The sequence below is a fragment of the Rhodococcus sp. C3V genome (assembly GCF_029269915.1).
Classification (GTDB): Bacteria; Actinomycetota; Actinomycetes; order Mycobacteriales; family Mycobacteriaceae; genus Rhodococcus_F; species Rhodococcus_F qingshengii.
In genome coordinates, this window is sequence record NZ_JARJBE010000009.1 from 26,625 (window position 1) to 48,884 (window position 22,260).

Genomic DNA, 22,260 nt, shown 5'->3' on the forward strand with positions numbered 1-22,260 from the left:
AATGTGATTGCACCGGTGGCTGTTCGATCCGCTCAGTCGACGGGAGCGAGTTCGACGGAGACGTAGACACCCTTGCCTTTTCGGTGTGCGAGTGCCTCGCCGGGGCGATCGATACCGTCCAGTTGGAGAACGATCGGACCTTGTTCCGGGTAGAAATTGCGCCACCAACTCTTCTTGTCCGGCATGGCAACGCCGATCGTCACATGGTCGCCTTTTCGTTTGTAGGACACGGGCGCGCTGAAGGTGCGACCGGACTTGCGTCCGACGTAGGTGATGACGGTCATGGAACGGCCCAGTAGTTTGCCTACGATCGGAGCGCCGATCAGTGGTTGGACCACTACGTTCACGGCGGCGGATACACGTTGGAAAGTGTTCACGAGAAGCCCTTTCACGACGAATGCTGCACGAATTCGAATCCTGCACGGAAATGGTGCGTGCAGTAGTTCTATCCTGCTCGACCGGGATTGTCGCGTGGGCAGAAATTGGTACAAACCGGTGTGCCGAAGCGAGTAGCGTGGGGTACGTCGAGGGTCATTCGAATATGCGCGGTCAAGCCATGTCGTCCTCGACGCCAACCCGGTCTGTGGTCGAACGGCCGAGAACTGGAGCGCCGGTATGGCGTCGAACCCGTCCGATGTGTCGAATGCACGAGGGCAATCCGAGTCGACTGACGAGGATCAGAAAACACCGTCGATCTGCCCGGCGTGTCAGCACAGTATGAAATCCCACGATCCGCTCGGGGTTCGCTTCTGCGCAGTGACTGCCGACCGCGGTCTCGATCGAAAGTGCATCTGCGCTGCAGATCGCGAGGAGATGCAGCACTATTCGCGCTACTGAGGTGCATCCTGCATCCCAATCGGAGACGCACCGACCTGTAGTCGCCGACAGTGCTGGATGCCCCGAACCCGCCCTCGTCTATCGACGATCAGCACGTGGTGGTGAATGTGTGCGTAGTGCACTTTTACCTGTACGACGTGCAGGGCTGCAATGTGTATGTGCGCTGCCCGCCGCGCTCAGAGGTGACCGGATAGACCGCCGGTCGCGGTGTGTGCTCGCTTCGCCGAACGACTACCTGCTCCAACGCTGCCGTGCTTACTCGATCAGATCCACCTCCCAATTCGTTCGTTGAATCTGTGTATCGACCTCGCGAATCTCGCGGGCGAGGTCGTCCGCGATTGCCCGAAGTTCGGTGACGGGGACTGCCGCGACATAGACCAATTCTGATCGGAGTTGACGACCGTAACCTCGCTCTTCGCGCCCCGACGCGGCGTCCGCAGCGGCATTGACTGCAGAGTGTCTCAGACGCAGCACATCTCGATGGGCGAGTGCATCTGTGACAGTGCCGTTTCCGAGGATCGCCTGCGCATTGGTTCGATTGATCGCGCGCATCAACCATTCGAGTTCGCTCAGAGTTGACGTCAGCTCTTCGAGAAGGACGGCGGCGTCTTCGGCGGGAACTTCTCCCTCCTGGTGGCGTGCATTGTCGACGATCCGCTCGCGCAAGTGCGCAACCTTGCGAGTGGTGTCACTGCGTAGCGCCAGTGCCTCTGCCAGTTTCATGGATGAAGCTCCTGCTCTGACCTGAATCGGGAACTCCAAGCTAGCACTCGGTTGACAACCTGGGTCGGATTCCATTGTCTTGCTGCGTTCTTCCCAGTTCAGCATTCGAATCACCTTGGAGACAGCTGGTGCTGCGTGTCCTTCGATGAAGCGATGCAGCCGGTGGAGCACGCTGCGCACGGTCTCGGGTCGACGGGGCGGGCGAGGCATACGATGGTCCGCCGTCGATCTCGCGGTTCAGACTGAAATAGTCGCCCCGCGACGAGTTAGAGTGCGCCTTTCCTATTTGTTCGTCTTCGGGAGGCCAGGGGGATTGACCAGCGACTTGTCGACTGCCTCGTTGGTGATCTTCCATCGCTCGAGAACTTGCTCGTATGTGCCGTTTTCGATGAGATGATCTATCGCCTCGCTGATCGGTTGTACCAAGCCGTTGTCTTTCTTGACCAGTACACCGATCTGGCCCAACGCGGCCTCACCGGCTCCGGAGAACTGACCGATCACTTCGTTCTCGCCAGTCTGTGCAGCGTGAAACTGCGATGACGGGTTGGGGCCGAAGTAAGCGTCGATTCGACCGGAAGACAGCGGCAGGTAGTAGTCAGTGGTCTTCTGGTACACGGTGATTTCAGCGGGAGCACGCCCAGCTGCGAGGTTGTCCTCATTCCACTTCACCAGCAAAGCCTCCTGATTGGTGGCAGCGCCGACTCCGATCTTCAGTCCGGCGATGTCTTCCGGCTTCTCGAGTGAGAGATTCCTGTCCTTTCTGACCTCGAACGCGAGAGTGTCGAGGCGGTACGTCGCGAAGTCGTATTTCTCTTTGCGCTCTTCGGTGACCGTCACGTTGGAGATGAACGCATCTGCGTCTCCCGAATCGATCCGCACCGAATTCTGCGCCCAATCCGCGACCTGAAGGTCGATTTTCAGCCCGAGCACCTCTGCAATCAAATACGCGAAGTCGGTCTCGGAACCGATGACAGTCTTGTCGTCGTCGGCATAGAAGCGCAACGGTGGAGCGGTTCCAGCGTTGCCGGTGATTCGGATCGTGCCCCGGTCGCGGAACTCCTGAGGGACCTTCGCTGCGATCGAATCAACCTTGTCGGTGCTGATGCGGTTCTGCTCGGCCGACAAGTTGATACTGGATGTTGTTGCACCGGAGTGTTGCCCGGTCGATTCTTCATCTGGGCTTCCGCAAGCGGTACCCAGGAGAGTAACTGTGGCCAGGGTAGAGATCAGAAGCGTTGCGGTGCGAGGACGGGTGAACATCGGGTTCCTTCCGGGAAGAGGGTTTGTCGAAGCAGGTTGTCGAGATCACGAAGTGTGGGCTAGCTCTTCCACGCATCCACGAAGTCCACCGAGTAGAGATCGGCTTGGATGCGCAGGTCGTGAACCGCGGAAGTCGTCGCGTAGATCAGCGAAGAGGCGTGCAACGGGATCGCCAGTGCCTGATCGGCAATCAGTTCCTGAATCTCCTTCAACACTCCGTTTCTCGCATCGACGTCTACGGTCTGAGATTGTTTGACCAGCAATGCATTCAGCTCCGGAGTCGAGGCGATGCCTTTGGTCGAGCCGAGAGTGGGACTGAACACCAGCAGTACGTCACCGTCGGCGCGCAAGCTCTGGAAGTAGATCGATTCCCATGTGCCGTCGGTTCTCGCGGCGTTGTCCTCGGCAGTCGAGCGAGGTTGCAAGTTCACTGCAACTCCGATGTCGCGCAGCTGAGATTGGATCAGTTCGAACTGCGATTGGGGGAGGTGGTTGCGGTAGGCCAATTCGACGGTCAGTTTCTCACCGTCCTTGGTTCGGAATCCGTCACCGCCGACTGTCCATCCACTGGCGTCCAGCAGTGACTTCGCACCCGACGGGTCATAGGTGTACTCGGACGACAGATCGGTGTAGCCGGGCGCTTTCACCGACAAGATGCTTCGCGCTTTCTCGTCACTCGGTGTGTAGGTGGTGTCGATGATCTGCTGGGTATCGATGCCCTTCACCAAAGCACGCCGCACGTTCAGGTCCGCAAGTACCGGCGCGAACGTGGGGTTGAGCAAGAGCGAGTCGTTGATGCCGGCAGCAAGGGACGGGATGACAGTGAGTCCGGCGCCTTCTGCCCGGTCGACGTCTGTGCTCGGAATGTCGATAACGGCGTCCAGTTGTCCTGACGTCAAACCGCCGATTCGCACCGAGGATTCGGGGACCACCAAAAAGGTGATCGAATCCAGATAGGCCTCTCCCTTGTTCTTGTTGAGTGAGGATCCCCAGTGGTACCCGTCCCGACGAGCGAGTACGACCTTCGCGTTGGTCTCCAGTTCTTTCTGTACGAACGGGCCGGAAGCGATAACGCCCTGGGCGCAGCGTTCTTCGGGCGTCTTCTTCAACGATTCCGGTGCGATGATGGCGAGCGTGTCGGAGCGGGCGGCTTGAAGGAAGCCCGCTGACGGTTCCGAGAAATTGAGTGCGACAGTGGAAGCGTCGAGTACCTCCGCTCCAGTGAAGTTTGCGAGATGTGACTTCGCAGTGGTCGCGAAGCCACTGTCTCCCAGTCTCTTCTGGCTTTCGAAGTTGTCCGCGACAACCTGCGCATCCAGACGCTCGCCGTTGCTGAAGGTCACGCCGTCCCGCAGAGCGAAGACGAATCGTCGACCGTCGTTCTGGACCTCCCAGGACGTCGCCAACCAAGGCACGATCTCCCCGGTCTCGAGGTTCTGGTCGACGAGTTTGTCGTAGAGTGGATGGAATGCCGTAGCAGTTTGACCGTTCAGGGTCTTGTCGATGCACGGTGGAAACGTATTGATCGCAAAGGTCAGATCGCCCCCTGACACGGGCTCGGAGTCGGCGCTCGCAGCTGGCGTTGCAGTGCTGCAGCCGGCTGCAACTGCAAGCGTCGACGCCAGGATGGCGACTCGGATCGGTATGGATGAAAGCCGCGACGTCGTCATGGGCTGAGTTCCGTTCATCGTGGGGAAGTGCGAGTGGTGTCGAAGATGTGGGACCGCAGGGTCGTTCCGGTGTATTCGCGCCGGAACACGCCCCGATCTTGCAGAAGTGGCACGACGGAACTCGCGAAGTCGTCGAGCCCCCTGGGGAAGTGGGTAGCGGTCAGGATGAAACCGTCAGCTGCTCCCGATTCGAAGAGGTGCGTCAACTCGTCCGCCACTTCTTGCGGCGAGCCGACAATCTCGGGAGTGAGATCATTGCGCGCGAACAACTCTGCGGTTTCGGCGATGGTGAGATTTCGGGATTCGATCAGGCGTGTCAATCGACGCGAGGGGCCACCACCGCGGTTGAGAACTTCGGCGATCGGAGTGGACGGATCGAACTGCGACAAGTCTAGTCCTGCGGAGTGGGAGACCCACTCGATTGCCGCATCCGGATGGATCAAGGATCGCAGGTACTCCTGCCGTTCCTTCGCGATGCTCGTCGTCTCGCCGACTATCGGTTGCACAGCGGCGACGAGGCGCACCGAATCAGGGTCGCGTCCGGCCTCTTCCGCGTAGCCGCGAATTGCCTTGCGCTTCGCTCGAAGATCTTCCTCCAACGGGTCGATCGCAAAGACCAGATCTGCCCACCGCCCACCGAATTCGCGCCCTCTCACAGATTCACCTGCCTGGATGAAGACCGGGCGGCCCTGAGGTGATTGTGGCAAGGTGAGTGGACCCTGCACCGACAAGTATTTGCCCTTGTAGTCGGCCGCGTGAATCTTGCTTGTGTCTGCGTAGATTCCGCTGTCGCGATCGGCAGATACGGCGTCGCCGTCCCACGACGACCAGAGTGCGGTGGTTGCTTCGAGAACTTCGTCGCCGCGCTCGTACAGTTCTTCTCTCGGAAGCCGATCGACTTCGGGAAAGTTGTCGTTAGCCGGACCGGGTGCCGTCATCACGATGTTCCAGGCCGCGCGCCCACCGCTGAGTATGTCGAGGCTGCCCAGAGTTCTCGCCAGGTTGTACGGGCTGTTGAAGCTTGCCGAAAGGGTTACGCCGAGACCGATACGATTTGTTGCGCCGGCCACCACTGCAGCCAACTGCGTCGGATCATGTTGAAAGCCGGTCAGCAGACCGTATTTGGTGTGGCCGTCGACGTAGTGCACACGCTCAGGTATCAGTATCAGGTCGAATTTTGCTCGTTCCGCTGCTTGCGCGTATCGCTCGTAGAGCGCTCTGTCCTCGAAGGCATTCTCCGAGTACGAATGCCGCCACATTCCGGCACTGTGCATACTCGGAAAGACCATGTAGGCGCCGAGGATCATCTGTCGTGTCATCGCTGGTCCGGATTCCTTGGTGTGTGATGGATGTCAGTGGAGACGGGTCGTTCGGGGTCGGCGCTCCACCCCGACCACGACGCGACGTAGACCGCGGAGCTGATGCCGACCGCTGCAAGCGCCAGTGCGTTGTGCGACGCGGCAACTCCGCCGCCGCAATAGGACACGACGGTGGCACCACGCTCTATTCCGAACTGGTGGAAGTATTCTCGTAACTCGCGGTCGGGAAGTAGGAATCCGTTGTCGTCGAGTAGGTCAGTTGCCGGCGCTGAGATAGATCCGGGGATGTGGCCGGCGCGGAAACTGCTCGATCCTCGGGCGTCGAGCAATCTGCCGGCCGATGCCGCGCGCAGGGCGTCTTCTGCGTCGGCGAGTGTCGTGCTAGTGGTGGAAGGTGGTACGGGAATCGAATCGTTTGTCGATGTGCGTTTCCGGGCTGTAACCCATCCGGACGATCCGCCGTCCAAGTACCGCACTGAACGTCCTGCCCAGCGAAGCGTGAACCACGCGCGGGCCGCAAGCAGGGGGCTGTCCGAACTGTAGACCACGATGTGAGCATCGGCGGATACTTTCAGATCGTTCAGTGTTCTTCCGAATGCGGCGAGGTCTGGCAGCGGTCGATTCCCGTCAGTCCCGCCTCCACTGCTTTGAAAGTCGTTGATCGACAATGTGATGGACTGCGGCGCAGTAATGATTCCGGCTCCGCCCTCGCTGTTGTCTCGCACCACGTTGACGACGACGAGCGTCCGATCGGAACGAATGAGTTCGCGGAGTTCGGTTGCGGAAACAATGACTGCGCGACGCTCGATTCCCCCTGCTTCTGACATGAAAGATATTGTGTAACAATTGCTTCAGTCAAGAAAGAGATAAGATCGTGGCAATCTTTACTCATGGCGCCACGGCTGCCAGCACTTGTCCGGCATCGATGACATCTCCCACCGTTACTGTCACCGCCGAGACGATTCCGGGTGAGGAAGCACGAAGGGCAGTCTCCATCTTCATTGCTTCTACGACCGCGACGACATCACCTTCCGACACCCGCGTTCCAGTCTGCAGCACTGCCAGCACGGTTCCCGGCATCTTCGATGTGATCTCTCCGTCGCTGAGATCGGAATCCTTTGCTGTATAGACTTTCTCGTCCACCTTCACGGTCCAGCCACCAACGCACACCCATATACCGGTGCCGACTCCGAGGCGCCCAGCGGTGGTTGTCAAACCATCGGCGACCAGACTGAGTGTCACCTCGTCGGTTCCACCCCTGACGACCACCGAAATGTTCCGGCCGTCGGCGGCGACAATCCAGTGGTTGCTTCGTTGTGAGATGACGGTTGTCGGCACGACGCGGCCGTCGGCAATGAGTTCGCGTCCGATCGGGTCGGATCCCAACTTGCGCAATGTCTCTCGATGTAGTCCGTGGGGGCCGGTCCACGACGACCCGGTGACCGGCGATTGTTCCTCGACGGAAGTCCACACCATCGCAACAGCAGCGGCGGTGGCCTGGAGCTCTGCAGAATCCGGGATCAACCGAGTGAGGTGCTCGTCGACGAAGGAAGTGTGAATGTCATCCGCGCGCACAGCCGGTGTCGCCAAGAGAAGTCGGAGGAAACCGATATTCGAGGTTCCACCGAAGTAACTCGAGTCGGCCAAAGCTCGGTCCAATGATTCCAGTGCGGTTGACCGCGTCGGACCGCTTGCTATGACCTTTGCGATCATCGGATCGTAGAACGGCGGAATGCTGCCGACACCCTCGAAAGCACTGTCGATGCGAACCCCCGACGGCCAGGCTATGTCCACGGAATGTGAAGGTGCGGGCCGAAACCCGTTCGACGGATCCTCGGCGTAGATTCTGGCTTGCACCGCGAAACCCCGCAGCGCGATATGGCGCTGCTGTAACGGCAAACGGGCGCCGAGGGCGATGTCGAGTTGCAGTTCGACGAGATCGACGCCGGTCACTTCCTCGGTGACCGTGTGTTCGACTTGTAGGCGCGTGTTGACTTCGAGAAAGTAGTAGCGGTTTTCGGCGTCAACCAGAAATTCGACGGTTGCCGCATTCACGTAGCCGACGCCTCCGAGTAGTCGCAGAGCGTCGTGCTGCATGGCTCCCAGGACCGATTCGGGGACAGAACTTGCCGGTGCCTGCTCGATGATCTTCTGGTTCCGACGCTGTAGGGAGCATTCACGGGTGAAGAAGTGAACTCCTGTACCGAAGGAATCGAAGAGGACCTGAACTTCGATGTGACGCGGACGCTCCACCAGCGTTTCGATCATCAGGTCGCCGCGGCCGAAGTTCCTTTCGTTCAAACCGATTGCAGAGGTGATGACCTCTCGTGCGTCATCACCCGGATGTAGTCGAACCATCCCCTTGCCGCCGCCCCCGAACACCGGTTTCAGCAGCACCGGCACGTCGAGAGATCGAACGTGACCGAGGACGGTATCGGGATCGGCGCTTGCCTCGCCCCACGCGGTGAGAGTCGGGATGCCGGCGTCAGCGGCGGCCTTCTTCGCTCTTGCCTTGTCTCCGAGTAGAGCGATGGATTCAGCGGCCGGACCGACGAATGTCAGACCTGCAGCGACGACGGCTTCAGCGAAATCGGAGTCTTCGGAGAGGAATCCGTAACCCGGGTGCACGGCATCGCAATCCGCGGCCAGCGCGGCCGCAATGATTTGATCCGAATTGGTGTAGGACTCCGAGGGGATGTCTCCGTCCAGAAGCACGGTGTGATCGGCGAGGCGATGCCACTGTGCGTGTGAATCGACGGGGGAGGAGATCGTCAATACCGACATGCCGAGACGACGGGCCGTGCGCGCGATGCGCGTGACGATTTCACCCCGATTGGCGATGAGAAGTCGAGTCATGTTCTCACATCCTGAAGACGCCGAAGCGCGTTGTTCCGTGATTGCGGGGAAGCATGGACAGCGCGAGTGAAACCCAGGATCGCGTGTCGACCGGGTCGACGATCGCGTCAACCCAAAGCCTGGATGCGACGTACACCGACTCGCCCTGCCGGTCGTAACCTTCGCGTATCGGCCGTTTGATTTCCTCGATTTCCTCTTCCGTGAGCGGAGTTCCGCGTGTGCGCGCAGATTCGATCTTCATCAATGCCATCACCGACGCTGCTTGCTCGGAACCGACCACGGTGGTCTTCGCGTTCGGCCACACGGCCATGAAGTCAGGACCTATCGAGCGTCCGCACATCGCGAGATTTCCCGCCCCGTAGCTTCCGCCGATGACGATGCTGAGCTTGGGAACCCTGGCGCAGGCAACGGCATTGACCAGTTTCGCGCCGTGTTTGGCGATACCTTCCGCCTCGTACTGCTTCCCGACCATGAATCCGTTGACGTTGTGCAGGAACAACAATGGGATGTCTCGTTGTGAGCACAGTTCGACGAAGTTCGCGGCCTTGAGGGAGTCCTCCGAAAAGAGCACACCGTCGTTCATGATGACCCCGACGGTGTACCCCTCGATGTGGCCGGTCCCGCAGACGATGGTTCGGCCGTAATTCGCTCGGTACTCGACTAATTCGCTGGCATCGAGCAGGTGGGCCAGAACGTCGCGCGCGACGATCGGGGTTTTCGAGGAAGCCGGGATCACCGTGTCGAGCTGCTCGGGGGAGTGAAGAGGTGGTCGCGGAGATCGTGACGGCGCCCGTACCTCCCGTCGATCACCGCGGGCGACGATGTCGGCGATCATGCTCAGAGCCTCGATGTCGTCGTTGGCGATGTGATCGACGACGCCGCTGATCACCCCGTGCACGTCGGCGCCGCCGAGCTCTTGCGGTTCGACGTCGACACCGGTTGCAGCCTTGACCAACTGAGGGCCGCCCAGATAGACGGTGCCGGTACCGCGGACGATGACGGTCTCGTCGCACATCGCTGGGATGTATGCACCTCCAGCCGTGCAGGAACCCATGACTGCTGCGATCTGAACGATGCCGTCTGCCGACATTTCGGCGATGTTCTTGAACATCTCGCCGAAATGGTGCTCGTCGGGGAAGATCTCGTCCTGCATCGGAAGGAAAACACCTCCGGAATCGACGAGATAGACACACGGCAACCTCAGCCGACGAGCGACGGATTGCAATCGCAGTTGCTTCTTGACGGTCAGCGGGTAGTAGGTGCCGCCCTTGACGGTGGCGTCGTTCGCGAAGATGGCGCAGAGTGAGCCGCGGATGAGCCCTACGCCCGTGACCAGACCAGCCGACGGGAGTTGCTCGTCGTACACCTCGAATCCGGCCAGTTGTCCGATCTCGAAGAACGGGGACTGCACGTCGAGAAGAGCATCGATGCGTTCGCGAGCGGGCAATTTGCCGCGAGCCCGGTGCTTGGCGACCGACCGCTCGGGTGCCCCGTGAACGGACAAGTGTTGCGCGTCCGCAACTCGCTCGCGAATTTCCTTGTATGCCAGTAAGTTTTGCTCGCGGGTACCGGGGTCGAGTTGTGCGGTGCGTTCAATGACGGGCATGGGACGTACCTACTGTCGGTTCGGAGGAAGCTGTGCGGAGGGAGAATACGAGCGCAGTCGCTGCTGCAGTGATCAGTGCGACGATTGCCGACCACACGCGTTCATCGGATGCGAGAGGTCCGACTACAGAGGCGATGCCGGCAATTCCCTGCTGTACGAGTCCGCAGTACGCGACGGCGATGGCTCCGCCTTCAGCAAAATGCGTCACTGCTGATGCTGCCGAGTTCGGGAAGAGAAGCGATTGCCCAAATGTCAGTGCGATGTATCCGAGCAGGAAGACCGCGAGCAACGGCGTGGAACCGAGTGGGGGATACCAGCAGAGCATGAGGACGAGGCCGGCAAGCAGCATGCACAGCGCACCTCGACGCATCAACTTCTCTGAACCGACGGTTGTGGCCCTTCGATTGACGTAAAGCGCGCCGCTGAAGTAGGCGGTTCCGTAGAGGATTCCGAAGGCTCCGAATGCCCACGGTTGCAAGTCGAATCGATCGCTGAACAGGAAGGGGCTCGATTGCTGCACAAGGACTATCGCGCCGAAACCCAGGCCCCCCGCAATGGCTGGTTTGTAGAACTGGGGTGTCAGGACTATGGCATTCCACCGAACAACGCGTTCGTTGTTGTCGCGGACTGTGGTGTTCTCGGTCCTCAGTGCCACCGCAGCGAGTGCTGCTCCGAGTACTCCGAGCACGCCGAAGCCGGTTCGCCACGAGGTGAACGACGCAAGAGCGCCGCCGATCAGTTGGCCACCGCCCAGTGCCACCACAAATGCCATCGACAACAGCGACAAGCGGCTAGCCAACTCCGAACCGGTGAACTTGTCCTTCACCATCATTCGCACGATGATGGCCGCACCTCCTGCTCCGATGCCTTGAACGATCCGGCCGATCAGTAGTACGGCGGCGCTCTGGACCAAAGCCAATGCAATGCAGGCGATCACGAACAATACCAAGCTGGACAACAGTGCCGTCCTGCGTCCGAGTCGATCTGCCAACCGCCCCCACACGACCACCGGAAGTGCGGCACTGATCACGAAGAGTGTCACCGACCACTTCACCACGGAATCTTCGATGCCCAGATCCGTCGCGATCTTCGGCAGTGAAGGGAGGTAGATGGTCGTGGCCATTTGTGCTGTCAACACGACGGCACAAGCCAGCGGTGTCACTGCGACAGTGCGGTCGTCGCTCATTCCGTGACACTTCGTAGGACGTCGGCGAAGCGCTCGATCGTTGCATGTGGAAGGTCCGCCCGAAGCATCAGTCTCAGCCCGGCTTTGCCCCGGCCGATGACAGGGAAGAAGACCGCCGATGTGTAGAAACCGCTAGCCAGCAGTTTCTGTGCTGCGGTGATGGTTTGTTCTTCCTCGTGGAGCGTGACGAAGCGGATCGGGAGTCCATCGCCCGATGCCGGCGTGTCGACGAGCGAATCGAACAGTTCGACAACCGTGCGGAGTTGCCGCTGCCGCTTGTCGACCTCTCCGCTGCGGTGGAGCTCCACGGACGCCGCAATAGCACCCAGCCCGGCTACGTTCACACGCTGCGACCACGTCAACGGGCCGCCGTAGCGAAGTGCGAGATCACGATTTCGACTGCCCCCGTTCCGGCCGAGTGCGATCGCACCGCCGGAAGCACCGAATCCCTTGTTCAGTGATGTCAGCAAGAATGTTCGATCATTGAGGCTGCCGATGAGATCCAGGACCGCGCCACGCCCGTTGTGTCCGATGACCGAGGTGCTGTGCGCCTCGTCGAGAACGAGAATCAGTCCGTATTTGGCCTGTAATGCAAACAGTTCGTTCAGGGGCGCCTTCCCGCCTGTGCTGTAGACGGTGTCCGCCACGTATGCCACCTGAGAATTTGTTCGGCAAAGACTTTCGAGTTCATCGACGTCGTCGTGCCGAATGGTCACGATCGTCGTTTCGTCGGCGACGCTCGCCTTCATGGCATTGAGGCAGAAGTGTGCGTTCTTGTCGAACACCATGAGGGGAGGTTCACCGCCGGTGAGCAACCCGGACGCGACGAGGGGGAGCAAGCTCCACGCAGCGTTTGCGGCGGATCCGAGGGTGAGCACATGTGCGTCAAGCAGTTCGCTCAACGCGGCCTCTGTGTCGTCGAGAAGGCTGGAGTGGACTCTCATCCGCGAGATGGAACTGTTCAACGTTCGTTCGCGCTCGAGAGCGGCGATCGCACCCGAACGAATTCGGTCGTCGGTGTCGAGCCCCAGATACGAGTACGTGGAGAAGTTCTCGAATTCGTATCCTTGGATCGTCCGGTGTTCGAAACCTGCGACGCGATCGGCAGTGAGATCGGCCAGACCCTCACTGACTGCGCGATCCCAGAATGGGTCGCTCAAATCAGCAGCACGCCTGAGGTTGGAGTACAGATTCCTATCTTTCAAGCTCTCGGCAACCGTCATTTCGCGGCTGTTCCCTTCACTGGATTCGATAGCGGAATTACTGCGTTGATGCACTGAGGGGCATCGCCGTCAGTTGACATTGCTCATTGAGAACGAAAGACAATTCGATGTCAAGCATTACGGAATCGAGACGCCGAGAAAAAGGAAGAAACCCTATGGTTTGAAACTAGTTGAATCTGTAACTTAAGACGTTGTTGCAGTTCAGGGACGGTGATGATTTATCACGATTTCCCGTGATAAATCGGATAATGCCGTGAGTCACAGACTTGTGTGCACTTCCACGTGATGTTCGAAGAATATTATGATCCGCATGCGTCAAAGGGTTGGCACGGAAGCGATAAGGCTTCTGTCTCATATTTTTCGAGGATCTCGTGGAGGTTCGGCAATCAGGCGATCCTGTATCTGGAATCGATTTTCTTCTTAATGAATTTCAAAACGTGTTAGGTCCGCCTATCGAATTCTTTACTCGGAGTATGGATGATCCGGCAATGAATCATCCTCGTTGCGACCACTTGCTGCGCAGAAGCATCAGTGCGGTAAGGGTGAGGCCCCATCCGATTGTGGACAGTGCGACGCCCACGCCTGCCTGTCCGGTGACATCGGCACTGGCGTCGATGCTGAATGCTGTGGTGAATCCTGCAGCAGTGCCGGCAGCGGCCGTCATACCGCCGGCCTTCATCCATCGCGAGCAATGGGCGGAACCGAAACACGCCAGAATCACTGTCAGTCCACAGGCGACGACCTGCCAGGTGGGGAACTGTGTCGGAGCAGGCAGGCCGGGGCCGCGGAATCCGCCTTTGTAGTCGGCTGACCAGCTGAGCCAGCCCACGCAAGACAGAAAGCCCAGTGCAAAGGCCAACAGGCCGGTGCGCCACAGTCCGAGTGAGCCCGATCCCGTGTGCCCGCCGCCGAGGGCGGTCGTGGAGTGCTCCAGGCCAGTTCGTTCCGAACGCCAGATTGTCCAGATGATGCTCGCGCCGATAGTTGCGGGCACGCCGACGAAGATGAATGCAATCCAGAGAAACTGCGGCCAGGAGAACTCGAGATCGACAGTCATGGTCGGAGTATGCGCGTACTTCGAATCATGTGCGCCCATCTGTCAATCTGGCGAGTTGCGGGTCAACCTTCCTCGACCTTCTCCACATGTGTACTTGTAGGGTCCAGGTCGATATTCCGTGTGTTGATCAGTCGAAGCCTGGGAACCGGATCGCCCGTGGTGTCGTCGATCAAGATCGAGTGTGGCTCACCGTCATCGAAGGCGTGGCGCTCTCCCCACTGTCGCAGGCTAATGATCACGATGAACAGATCCATACCGCGTTCGGTCAGGATGTACTCGTTGCGGGTACCTTGCGCGTTCGGTTGGACTTCGAAGATTCCCTGCTCGACAAGGACTTTGAGCCTGTCCGTGAGAATGTTCTTTGCGATGCCCAGGTTTCGTTGAAACTGACTGAATCTCGATGACCCGTCGAAGGCGTCACGCACGATCAGCAGCGACCATCTGTCGCCGATGATGTCGGCCGCTCGGGCCGTCGGGCAGTGCGGGTCTGTCCATTGTGCGCGATCCGGCATCGAGTTCCTCATTGGTTGCGTTTTGAAACTGTATTGACGTAACCTCCAAATGGTATCAAAACGCAACCAAGTTGAGGTGGAAGTGCCTGTACGTCATGCTGTCGAGAACTCGCGGGGCAAGTTGAAAATGTCTCGCGGACTTCGCCTGTTGCTCGCAGTGCTCTGCGGGGTCTCGGTAGCCAACATCTACTACGCACAGCCGCTCCTCGGGCAAATAGGCTCGGATCTTTCCATTCCTCCGGCCGGCCTCGGTTTCGTAGTCGCACTCGCCCAACTCGGTTATGTGGTGGGGTTGATCGTGTTGGTGCCATTGAGCGATCTCGTGAATCGAAAGAAATTGATCGCAATCCAGATCGTCGCTGCTGCAACGGGAACGATGCTTGTTGCTCTGGCCACCACGAATCTGCAGCTGTTGATCGGGATGGCGGTCGCAGGCACGTTCTCGGTAGTTGTTCAAGTCATAGTTGCCTATGCTGCGGCAATCAGTGACCCGGACGAGCGGGGCGCAAACATCGGTGTCATCACCAGCGGCGTTGTCGTCGGCATCATCCTCGCTCGGACTGTCGCCGGCGCAGTTGCGGATCTGGCAGGCTGGCGGGCGGTCTACGCGGGATCCACTTTCATTTCGGTACTGGTCGCGGCCGTCGCGCTGACGATGCTGCCGAAAGATCCTCGTTTGCAACACGATAGGCGTTCGTACGTGCGTGCAATGGGGTCTGTCGTGACGTTGACGCTTACGAACCGACTGTTTCGCACCCGGGCCCTGATCGCCTTGTTCCTTTTCGCGTCCTTTGGTGCTTTGTGGAGCGGAATGGCCCTGCCGTTGAGTGAGGAACCATGGCGGTTGTCGACCACACAGATCGGGCTCTTCGGAATCGCAGGATTGGTTGGAGCATTGGGCGCGGTCGGTGCCGGTCGGTGGGCCGATCAAGGCAAAGCGCAACGCGTCACCGGGGCGTCTTTGGTCGTTCTCTTGCTGTCGTGGGTATTCAACGCGCAGGCGACGCACTCGCTGGTGTTACTCGTAGTCGGTGTTGTTGCGTTGGACTTCGCCGTACAGGCTGTTCATGTCACGAGCCAGAATCTGATCGTCGCGAACACACCGGAATCGTCGGGGCAGATCATCGGTAGTTACATGGTGTTCTATTCGTTGGGCAGCGCGGCTGGGGCGGTTTCCACCACTATGGTTTTCGACGCGGCAGGGTGGGGCGCTGCAAGTATTCTCGGCGGCGCCTACGCGTTTGCAGCCTTGATCGCATGGACGATCGATCGATTGCGGACCCGCAACACTCTAGGGAGTTGGGAGCCACGTCCTGGCCGCGACGACCAAGGCGTTCACACCGATGGTCAGGGTCGGCTCGATCACGGGAGCGTAGTGCGGAGAGTGGTTCGACGGCACGGTTCGCAAAGCCGGATCAGTCATGTCACCTGTCGTGAACAGTGAAGGGTCGGTACCGCCCAACAGCCAGTACGACAGTGGCGCACCGGCACTGGTCGCGAGAATGCCGACATCTTCACTACCTGCTCCCGCACCGGGATCGAGAATCTTGTTCGTCCCCAACCATTCGGCAAACGCATCGAGTGTCTTGTCCAGCGCTGCCGGATCATTGACGACGATCGGAAAGTGCTCCGTCTCTGTGATGGTCGGTGAGGTGGGTGCACCGGCGGTGGCCGCTTCGCCCCGGACGATGCGGTCGACGCTGTCCAGGATGCGCTGACGCACACCTGCGTCGTAGCTGCGGATGTTGAGTTGCAGTTCTGCTTCGCCGGGAATGACGTTGGCGGCATCTCCAGCATGGATGGAGCCGACGGTGAGGACAGCTGTGGCAGTACTCGGGACCTCGCGTGAGATGACAGTTTGCAAACGCAACACGGTTTCGGCTGCCATGACCACGGGATCGACCGAGTTCTCCGGCATAGATCCGTGGGCGCCCTTTCCGACCAGTCTCACACGAAGTGAGTCCGATCCCGCATACGAGGGGCCGGCGTGCCCGGCGATCGTGCCTGCCGGTAGCGGCGATACATGTTGTCCGAGAACGATGTCGGGCCTCGGGAATCGCTCGAACAGTCCGTCGTCGACCATGGCTTGCGCACCCGCGCCAAGTTCCTCAGCCGGTTGGAAGACGAGGACAAGAGTGCCAGACCAGGTCGTCGTATCCTGAGAGAGGATCCGGGCCGCACCGAGTAAGCAGGTCGTATGCAGGTCATGGCCGCACGCGTGGCTGACCGAGACGGTCTTTCCCTGATCGTCGGTCGTTGTCACGGTACTGGCGTAGTCCAATCCGGTTTCTTCCCGAACCTGGAGGGCGTCCATATCCGCACGCAGCAGCGCTGTGGGGCCCGCTCCGTTCTTCAGGACTCCGACGACTCCGGTAGTCCCGACACCGGTGGTGGTGTCGAATCCAAGTGCTGTTAAATGTCTTTCCACCAGACTGGATGTTCGTTGCTCGTGAAACCCCAGTTCCGGATGGCTGTGGAGGTCCTTGTACAGGTCGATCAAATCCAGATCCACGGCGATCGTTTCGTGCACTGACGAGGTCATGAGTGTCCTCTCGGTAGCGTCTTTTCAGGCTAACCGGGATGACGGGTCGGTAAACAGGACCTTAGGTCCCACGGTGCCGGTGATGCGGAGTCTGGTGCTACGGCACGTAGAACGATGTGACACCTGGGGTGATGATGGATCCGGCCACGGACAGCACGGCAACAGCGACTGGACCGGTCCCGGTCTGCACGATCGCCTCTGCTGGGACTCCGTTGAGACCGTCCGAGAGCCGAGCGGAGCCGGAGGCCCCGGTCGAAAGGTTCAGCCAGCGCACTTCGGACGAGAGCAGGCATCCCCACCGGCCTTCCTTGCCTCCGGTGATCGTCACCGTGCCGGGTTGTTCACCGACGACAGCTACGCAGCGGACGGCCGGCGCGTCGAAGCTGCCGTTCGGGTTGCCGTACGGCGCAGGGTTGACCTGGAATGGAATGGTCACCGCGGCGGATGCGAGCGCTACCGACGTCAGAGTAGAAGCGATCACGACGGATGTGCAGACGCTCAGTCGGCGAACGAGATTCATCACGGAGGCCTCCAGCCATGTCCAGGTGATTTGCTTGTCTTCCCCGACGTAACGTTTTGGTCGTAGCTTCCCTTCTTGCATCGCCGCATTGAAGACGACAGCCTCACCATATCCGGTTGCACAGGAGAATTCAGGTACTCGTCGCTATTCGCTACATGTGGCGGCCTCAGATGCCGTCCGTCGAACCGCCTCTGCCGTCGTCGAAGCACGTACTACGGCAACCGGTGTTCCGGCTGCGGGATCGAAACTCCAGTCCTGCCGATAGGACTGGAGTAGATCTGGATCTGTGATCATCGCACCTGGCGACAATCGCTGGGCGAGCGTGTTCAAAGCGTCGACATTGACCATGATCTGGTTTCAGTCTTCCGCTCCGAGATGTGAAACTCATTGTGTCCAAGGCATGTCCGTGGACCCGAGAGTTGAAAGTCAGTATCTCGAGTGCGGTTGAGATCCACCGAATATGGCGTACGTCATATGTTGCTGAGGTCGGTCAGTACCTGATCGAAGGCGCCGGTACGTCCAGGTGTCACTACCTTCTGAAACAGTGTCAGGACACATTCGTCAAGGGCGTCCGTTGCCGTGAGGGTTCTTCTGGCGACGGTACTTCTAGCGGACCATCGGCCACGTTCCATGTGTGCCAATGCGATTCCGTCACGCCGGGCTGTTGCCTTTCGGCCCGATGAATGAACGAAGAGGTATGTTCTGCCCGCGATATCGACTTCGCACAGCTTGTTCTTGCGGCGCATGGCCTTGGGCTTCTGGTCGATCAGGGTCCCGATCGTTCCGTCGGACAATCGAAGTGATGCAGGTCGGCCTTTGCGGAATGTGAGCCTGGATCGATCCTGCTCGGCTGTTGACGATTTCCTCTTCCGCCCGCCGGCAACGCTCTCCGATCCGTCGTCGGATGCGGGAATCAGTTCGCCTTGAACGTTCCCCGACGGATCGAATATCGATACGGCCGAACCACCTTCGGCGAGGTTGACGAACCAGCCGGTCTCTGTAGGGGTGTTCCATTTCATGTAGATGATTATTCTTCATCAGTGCCGAGGAACATCAGCCGACAGCCCGAGACGAGGATCGCGGTCAGGATTCGACAGTCACCTCGACGACGCCATCGTCGCCGTTGAAGCGAACTGCCGGCCAGTACCCGTCCATGAAATGCAAACCGCACGAGTCTGTCAGACGTTGACAATCGCTTCGACGGCCAGACGGTGAAGAGCCTGGTGATGCTCGAAGGCGTGGCGTAGGCGGGGAAGCATGCCGCGTACAAGGGCGCCGAGCGTTTCGTCGACGATGCCGAAGCTGGGATTTGTCCTCACCTGAGCAGCGTAGACATCGAAGAAGGCAAGCCGCGATTCTGCTGGGGCGGGCACAACGCCCGACCCGTGGCAGGAGCCGTTCTTCGCCAATCCACTCGCAATGTCCCGCTGACTGGGCATCCGGAACCTTCTGCGCCGCGACTGCCTTAGCGTTCTACGTCGATAACCACGTGAAGGGATTTGTTCAATGGCGAAGAATCAGGCACCCCCCGCGACACAAGCCAAGGACATCGTTGTCGATCTACTGGTGATCGGGTCCGGTACCGGCATGGCTGCCGCCCTCACCGCGAACGAGCTCGGCTTGTCCACGCTGATCGTGGAGAAGACGCAGTACGTTGGCGGTTCGACGGCGCGGTCCGGTGGAGCGTTCTGGATGCCTGCCAACCCGATCTTGGCGAAAGCCGGTGCGGGCGACACCGTCGAGCGCGCGAAGACATACGTGCGTTCGGTGGTCGGTGATACTGCCCCTGCCCAACGTGGGGAGGCATTCGTCGACAACGGTGCGGCCACCGTCGACATGCTTTACCGCACGACGCCCATGAAGTTCTTCTGGGCCAAGGAATACTCCGATTACCACCCCGAACTGCCGGGAGGTAGCGCCGCCGGACGTACCTGCGAGTGCCTGCCGTTCGACGCGTCGGTACTCGGCGCGGAACGCGGTCGCCTGCGGCCCGGTTTGATGGAAGCCGGACTGCCGATGCCGGTGACAGGTGCGGACTACAAGTGGATGAACCTGATGGTGAAGAAGCCGAGCAAGGCTTTCCCTCGCATCATCCGCCGCCTGGCGCAGGGCGTTTACGGCAAGTACGTACTCAAGCGTGAATACATCGCAGGCGGTCAGGCGCTCGCCGCCGGCCTGTTCGCAGGTGTGGTCCAGGCCGGTATCCCGGTGTGGACGGAAACGTCGTTGGTTCGGCTCATCACCGAAGATGGCCGCGTAACGGGTGCAGTTGTGGTGCAAGACGGACGTGAAGTGACGGTGACCGCTCGGCGTGGTGTCGTTCTGGCAGCCGGCGGGTTCGACCACAACATGGAGTGGCGCCACAAGTACCAGTCGGAGAGCCTCGGTGAGCACGAGAGCCTGGGCGCAGAGGGCAACACCGGCGAAGCGATCGAGGCAGCACAAGAGCTCGGCGCAGGTATCGGATCGATGGATCAGTCGTGGTGGTTCCCCGCGGTGGCAAGCATCAAGGGCCGCCCGCCGATGGTGATGCTCGCAGAGCGTGCGCTGCCAGGCTCGTTCATCGTCGACCAGACCGGTCGTCGATTCGTGAACGAGGCGACGGACTACATGTCGTTCGGCCAGCGCGTGCTCGAACGGGAAAAGGCCGGAGATCCGGCCGAGTCGATGTGGTTTGTTTTCGACCAGGAGTACCGCAACAGCTACGTGTTCGCAGGCGGTATCTTCCCTCGTCAGCCGCTTCCGCAGGCATTCTTCGACTCCGGCATCGCGCACAAGGCGAGCAGTCCGGTCGAACTTGCCCGCAAGATCGGTCTTCCCGAGGAGGCTTTTGCCGAGTCCTTCGAGAAGTTCAACGAGGCCGCTGCTGCCGGTAGCGATGCGGAATTTGGTCGCGGCGGAAGTGCATACGATCGGTACTACGGCGACCCGACAGTGTCCCCGAACCCGAACCTGAGGAAGCTCGACACGAGTGCCCTCTACGCGGTGAAGATGACGCTCAGCGACCTCGGCACCTGCGGCGGTGTGCAGGCAGACGAGCATGCACGCGTGCTTCGTGAGGACGGCAGCGTGATCGACGGCCTGTATGCGATCGGCAATACTGCGGCCAACGCATTCGGTCACACCTACCCGGGCGCCGGTGCAACGATCGGCCAGGGGCTGGTTTACGGATACATTGCCGCTCACCACGCAGCCGAGAAAGTAGCTTCGACTCAGCAGTAGATCCACTAGGCAACAGATCGCCGAACGGGAGATCAGCACGCGTTTCCGATGCCGGGAACGTGCACTGGTCTCCCGTTCGGCTTGTAGGAGCAATGCCGCCTGTATGTCCCATCTCGGTAACGCTGACGCGCCAGGTGACCAAGACGCGGTATCGTCTCCAGAAGTGACATGGGGCACTGGCGATTGTTCGAACAGATGCCATCAACCGAAGGCGCGCCTGATATCGACCGGTCGGGTCGAATGCGCAAAAACAGGTATGTACCCAGGTAATTCAACCGTGGTGTGGAGCGTCGTGAAGCGACAGCGTATGAGGTGATTCCTCATCCGCAACGCAAGGATCTCCATGTTCCACCCCCTTTCCGACCATCCGGGTAGACACCCACCCTGTCGATCTTCGAATGAGAAGCCTTCGGTTTGTTCCGGCATTCGTAGTCCTCGATCAACGATCGATTCAGGCACTGCCTCGATGTAGAACCCGTATCTCCTGTGCTGTCACCAGGAGATGCAGACCTGCGGGTCTATGCGCGCGCTCGCGTTCGAGAGCGGTCACCGTACCTCTCTCCATGGCGCGATCCGAACATCTCACTCCAACGGAGTCTTGGTGCGATACACCGAGTAGCTCAGCACGTATTGAGTGCTGTCTGCGGGTAGAGCCTGCACCTGCTCCGAGCACATCAGTCAAGGAAAACATGAGTAAGCACAGAAAACACAAGCCTTCCAGCACAAAACGATTCATCGCCGTAACTGCGGGACTGGGCGCCCTTGTGGGGGCCGGAGCAGTAGCCAATGCAGGTACCGCCGGTGCGCAGGGCTGGTCGGCGAGTTGCAATTGGGAGTGGCCGGTAAGCGGATCACTTTCGCAGGGTTACCACGCGGGACATGACGGAGTCGACTTCGCTGTCAACGTCGGCACCGCGCTCCACGCGCCCACATCGGGCACGATTTCTGTTGCCGGACCCAATGATCCGGGTGGATATGGAACGTACATCCAGTTGGAAGCGGACAGTGGCGAGCAGATTCAGATGGGCCACCTCTCCGAAACATGGGTCGGTGTGGGGCAACACGTCGAGGTAGGCGACGAGATCGGGGCAACGGGTAACACCGGTAGCTCCACCGGCCCACATCTGCATCTCCGCATTCACAGTGGAGGCGCCGTCGATCCCATGTCCTTCCTGAGTTCGATCGGGGCGTGCGATACCGGGTCGAGTATTGTTCCCGCGCCCGCGCCGGCACAGGACGTAGCACCCGAATTTGCACCGGAACCGGCGCCTGCTCCCGTTGTCTACTCTGAGACATCCGAATCTGCACCGGTAGAAAGCATTCCGGAGTCGGAGACTCCAGCGCCCGGCTCAGAGGTAGTCGTTGCAGCCGGTGATACATTGTTCGACCTCGCGACAGAACGAGGTCTCACCTGGCAGCAGGTGTGGGACATGAATCCGCAGATCGTCAATCCCGATCAGATCCTTGTGGGCGACGTGATCAACTTGTGAGAGTTGATAATTCGATACTGATCCGGGGATGAGTCAACGGCTCGTACACGACCGGTTTCAGTACCCCAGTTGACTCCGAGTTCCACTTCGTGCGCGTGAGCGCTGCAGCCGGGCCGTGCATTTCACGGTCCGGCTGTTTTGCGCGCTCCGAGAAGTGATTCCTACCGAAGTACTGATGTGTGGTGGTTCGCTTCTTGGGCAGCCACGGCCAATCGCTGGGCATCTTGCCGATACTAT

19 protein-coding genes and 1 pseudogene are annotated in these 22,260 nt (G+C 59.7%); 4 read left to right on the forward strand and 16 right to left on the reverse strand.

Features of this window, described 5'->3' with window-relative positions:
* Positions 1-32: 32 nt before the first annotated feature.
* Entirely contained in the window at positions 33-377 is a 345-nt protein-coding gene (locus P3G66_RS22150) for a nitroreductase/quinone reductase family protein (RefSeq protein ID WP_037129595.1), read from the reverse strand.
* Between the two features lie 238 nt (positions 378-615).
* Here P3G66_RS22150 and P3G66_RS22155 point away from each other — a divergent pair, with 238 nt between their 5' ends.
* Entirely contained in the window at positions 616-837 is a 222-nt protein-coding gene (locus tag P3G66_RS22155; protein WP_042925672.1) for an RGCVC family protein, read from the forward strand.
* A gap of 255 nt (positions 838-1,092) precedes the next feature.
* Here P3G66_RS22155 and P3G66_RS22160 read toward each other — a convergent pair whose 3' ends face one another.
* From P3G66_RS22160 to P3G66_RS22210, 11 genes are all read right to left on the reverse strand, one after another.
* Positions 1,093-1,560 (reverse strand): DIP1984 family protein, encoded by a 468-nt coding sequence (locus tag P3G66_RS22160; RefSeq protein ID WP_007726442.1) that lies wholly within the window; start codon positions 1,558-1,560, stop codon positions 1,093-1,095.
* Positions 1,561-1,842: 282 nt separating this feature from the next.
* Complete coding sequence (locus P3G66_RS22165) at positions 1,843-2,820, reverse strand: ABC transporter substrate-binding protein (RefSeq protein ID WP_007726443.1); 978 nt, start codon at positions 2,818-2,820, stop codon at positions 1,843-1,845.
* A 59-nt stretch (positions 2,821-2,879) separates the two neighbouring features.
* A complete protein-coding gene (locus P3G66_RS22170) occupies positions 2,880-4,490 on the reverse strand; it encodes an ABC transporter substrate-binding protein (RefSeq protein ID WP_276117111.1) in 1,611 nt (536 codons plus the stop codon).
* A gap of 14 nt (positions 4,491-4,504) precedes the next feature.
* Complete coding sequence (locus P3G66_RS22175) at positions 4,505-5,809, reverse strand: NtaA/DmoA family FMN-dependent monooxygenase (RefSeq protein ID WP_209907849.1); 1,305 nt, start codon at positions 5,807-5,809, stop codon at positions 4,505-4,507.
* The gene (locus P3G66_RS22180) at positions 5,806-6,636 is read right to left on the reverse strand and encodes a rhodanese-like domain-containing protein (RefSeq protein WP_209907851.1); all 831 of its coding nucleotides are present in this window, start codon (positions 6,634-6,636) and stop codon (positions 5,806-5,808) included. Before P3G66_RS22180 ends, P3G66_RS22175 begins: the two co-directional genes overlap by 4 nt.
* Positions 6,637-6,697: 61 nt before the next feature.
* The gene (locus P3G66_RS22185) at positions 6,698-8,665 is read right to left on the reverse strand and encodes a biotin carboxylase N-terminal domain-containing protein (protein WP_276117112.1); all 1,968 of its coding nucleotides are present in this window, start codon (positions 8,663-8,665) and stop codon (positions 6,698-6,700) included.
* Positions 8,666-8,669: 4 nt separating this feature from the next.
* Positions 8,670-10,271: a carboxyl transferase domain-containing protein gene (locus tag P3G66_RS22190; protein ID WP_003943673.1), complete on the reverse strand. Its 1,602-nt coding sequence runs from the start codon at positions 10,269-10,271 to the stop codon at positions 8,670-8,672.
* Complete coding sequence (locus tag P3G66_RS22195; protein WP_054187583.1) at positions 10,258-11,457, reverse strand: MFS transporter; 1,200 nt, start codon at positions 11,455-11,457, stop codon at positions 10,258-10,260. Before P3G66_RS22195 ends, P3G66_RS22190 begins: the two co-directional genes overlap by 14 nt.
* A complete protein-coding gene (locus P3G66_RS22200) occupies positions 11,454-12,680 on the reverse strand; it encodes an aminotransferase class I/II-fold pyridoxal phosphate-dependent enzyme (RefSeq protein ID WP_076948773.1) in 1,227 nt (408 codons plus the stop codon). The genes P3G66_RS22195 and P3G66_RS22200 overlap by 4 nt, the downstream gene beginning before the upstream one ends.
* Before the next feature lie 493 nt (positions 12,681-13,173).
* Entirely contained in the window at positions 13,174-13,776 is a 603-nt protein-coding gene (locus tag P3G66_RS22205) for a hypothetical protein (protein ID WP_209907857.1), read from the reverse strand.
* Positions 13,777-13,799: 23 nt separating this feature from the next.
* Entirely contained in the window at positions 13,800-14,249 is a 450-nt protein-coding gene (locus P3G66_RS22210) for a helix-turn-helix domain-containing protein (protein ID WP_007726458.1), read from the reverse strand.
* Positions 14,250-14,376: 127 nt separating this feature from the next.
* Between P3G66_RS22210 and P3G66_RS22215 the strand changes: the two are divergent.
* Positions 14,377-15,522, forward strand: a pseudogene (locus P3G66_RS22215) (MFS transporter); the annotation flags it as partial.
* Between the two features lie 18 nt (positions 15,523-15,540).
* On the opposite strand, the gene P3G66_RS22220 reads toward P3G66_RS22215, so the two are convergent.
* The 4 genes from P3G66_RS22220 to P3G66_RS22235 form a co-directional block, all read right to left on the reverse strand.
* Positions 15,541-16,791 (reverse strand): amidohydrolase, encoded by a 1,251-nt coding sequence (locus P3G66_RS22220; RefSeq protein ID WP_270008657.1) that lies wholly within the window; start codon positions 16,789-16,791, stop codon positions 15,541-15,543.
* 97 nt (positions 16,792-16,888) lie between these two features.
* Positions 16,889-17,311, reverse strand: coding sequence for a hypothetical protein (locus P3G66_RS22225; protein WP_276117162.1), 423 nt, complete (start codon positions 17,309-17,311; stop codon positions 16,889-16,891).
* Positions 17,312-17,781: 470 nt separating this feature from the next.
* Positions 17,782-18,330, reverse strand: a complete 549-nt coding sequence (locus tag P3G66_RS22230; RefSeq protein WP_064443219.1) for a hypothetical protein — start codon at positions 18,328-18,330, stop codon at positions 17,782-17,784.
* A gap of 159 nt (positions 18,331-18,489) precedes the next feature.
* Positions 18,490-18,750: a hypothetical protein gene (locus P3G66_RS22235; RefSeq protein ID WP_276117113.1), complete on the reverse strand. Its 261-nt coding sequence runs from the start codon at positions 18,748-18,750 to the stop codon at positions 18,490-18,492.
* Positions 18,751-18,817: 67 nt separating this feature from the next.
* Between P3G66_RS22235 and P3G66_RS22240 the strand changes: the two genes are divergently transcribed.
* Positions 18,818-20,533: a 3-ketosteroid-delta-1-dehydrogenase gene (locus P3G66_RS22240; RefSeq protein WP_270008659.1), complete on the forward strand. Its 1,716-nt coding sequence runs from the start codon at positions 18,818-18,820 to the stop codon at positions 20,531-20,533.
* Between the two features lie 689 nt (positions 20,534-21,222).
* Positions 21,223-22,023, forward strand: a complete 801-nt coding sequence (locus tag P3G66_RS22245; RefSeq protein ID WP_231914974.1) for a peptidoglycan DD-metalloendopeptidase family protein — start codon at positions 21,223-21,225, stop codon at positions 22,021-22,023.
* Positions 22,024-22,260: the final 237 nt, after the last annotated feature.

What these genes read in the sequence shown, in the direction of transcription:
- P3G66_RS22155 (WP_042925672.1), top strand. Translation starts at nt 616, where the DNA reads ATGGCGTCGAACCCGTCCGATGTGTCGAATGCACGAGGGCAATCCGAG.
- P3G66_RS22160 (WP_007726442.1), bottom strand. Translation starts at nt 1,560, where the DNA reads ATGAAACTGGCAGAGGCACTGGCGCTACGCAGTGACACCACTCGCAAG.
- P3G66_RS22165 (WP_007726443.1), bottom strand. Translation starts at nt 2,820, where the DNA reads ATGTTCACCCGTCCTCGCACCGCAACGCTTCTGATCTCTACCCTGGCC.
- P3G66_RS22170 (WP_276117111.1), bottom strand. Translation starts at nt 4,490, where the DNA reads ATGACGACGTCGCGGCTTTCATCCATACCGATCCGAGTCGCCATCCTG.
- P3G66_RS22175 (WP_209907849.1), bottom strand. Translation starts at nt 5,809, where the DNA reads ATGACACGACAGATGATCCTCGGCGCCTACATGGTCTTTCCGAGTATG.
- P3G66_RS22180 (WP_209907851.1), bottom strand. Translation starts at nt 6,636, where the DNA reads ATGTCAGAAGCAGGGGGAATCGAGCGTCGCGCAGTCATTGTTTCCGCA.
- P3G66_RS22185 (WP_276117112.1), bottom strand. Translation starts at nt 8,665, where the DNA reads ATGACTCGACTTCTCATCGCCAATCGGGGTGAAATCGTCACGCGCATC.
- P3G66_RS22190 (WP_003943673.1), bottom strand. Translation starts at nt 10,271, where the DNA reads ATGCCCGTCATTGAACGCACCGCACAACTCGACCCCGGTACCCGCGAG.
- P3G66_RS22195 (WP_054187583.1), bottom strand. Translation starts at nt 11,457, where the DNA reads ATGAGCGACGACCGCACTGTCGCAGTGACACCGCTGGCTTGTGCCGTC.
- P3G66_RS22200 (WP_076948773.1), bottom strand. Translation starts at nt 12,680, where the DNA reads ATGACGGTTGCCGAGAGCTTGAAAGATAGGAATCTGTACTCCAACCTC.
- P3G66_RS22205 (WP_209907857.1), bottom strand. Translation starts at nt 13,776, where the DNA reads ATGGGCGCACATGATTCGAAGTACGCGCATACTCCGACCATGACTGTC.
- P3G66_RS22210 (WP_007726458.1), bottom strand. Translation starts at nt 14,249, where the DNA reads ATGCCGGATCGCGCACAATGGACAGACCCGCACTGCCCGACGGCCCGA.
- P3G66_RS22220 (WP_270008657.1), bottom strand. Translation starts at nt 16,791, where the DNA reads ATGACCTCGTCAGTGCACGAAACGATCGCCGTGGATCTGGATTTGATC.
- P3G66_RS22225 (WP_276117162.1), bottom strand. Translation starts at nt 17,311, where the DNA reads ATGAATCTCGTTCGCCGACTGAGCGTCTGCACATCCGTCGTGATCGCT.
- P3G66_RS22230 (WP_064443219.1), bottom strand. Translation starts at nt 18,330, where the DNA reads ATGAAATGGAACACCCCTACAGAGACCGGCTGGTTCGTCAACCTCGCC.
- P3G66_RS22235 (WP_276117113.1), bottom strand. Translation starts at nt 18,750, where the DNA reads ATGCCCAGTCAGCGGGACATTGCGAGTGGATTGGCGAAGAACGGCTCC.
- P3G66_RS22240 (WP_270008659.1), top strand. Translation starts at nt 18,818, where the DNA reads ATGGCGAAGAATCAGGCACCCCCCGCGACACAAGCCAAGGACATCGTT.
- P3G66_RS22245 (WP_231914974.1), top strand. Translation starts at nt 21,223, where the DNA reads ATGAGTAAGCACAGAAAACACAAGCCTTCCAGCACAAAACGATTCATC.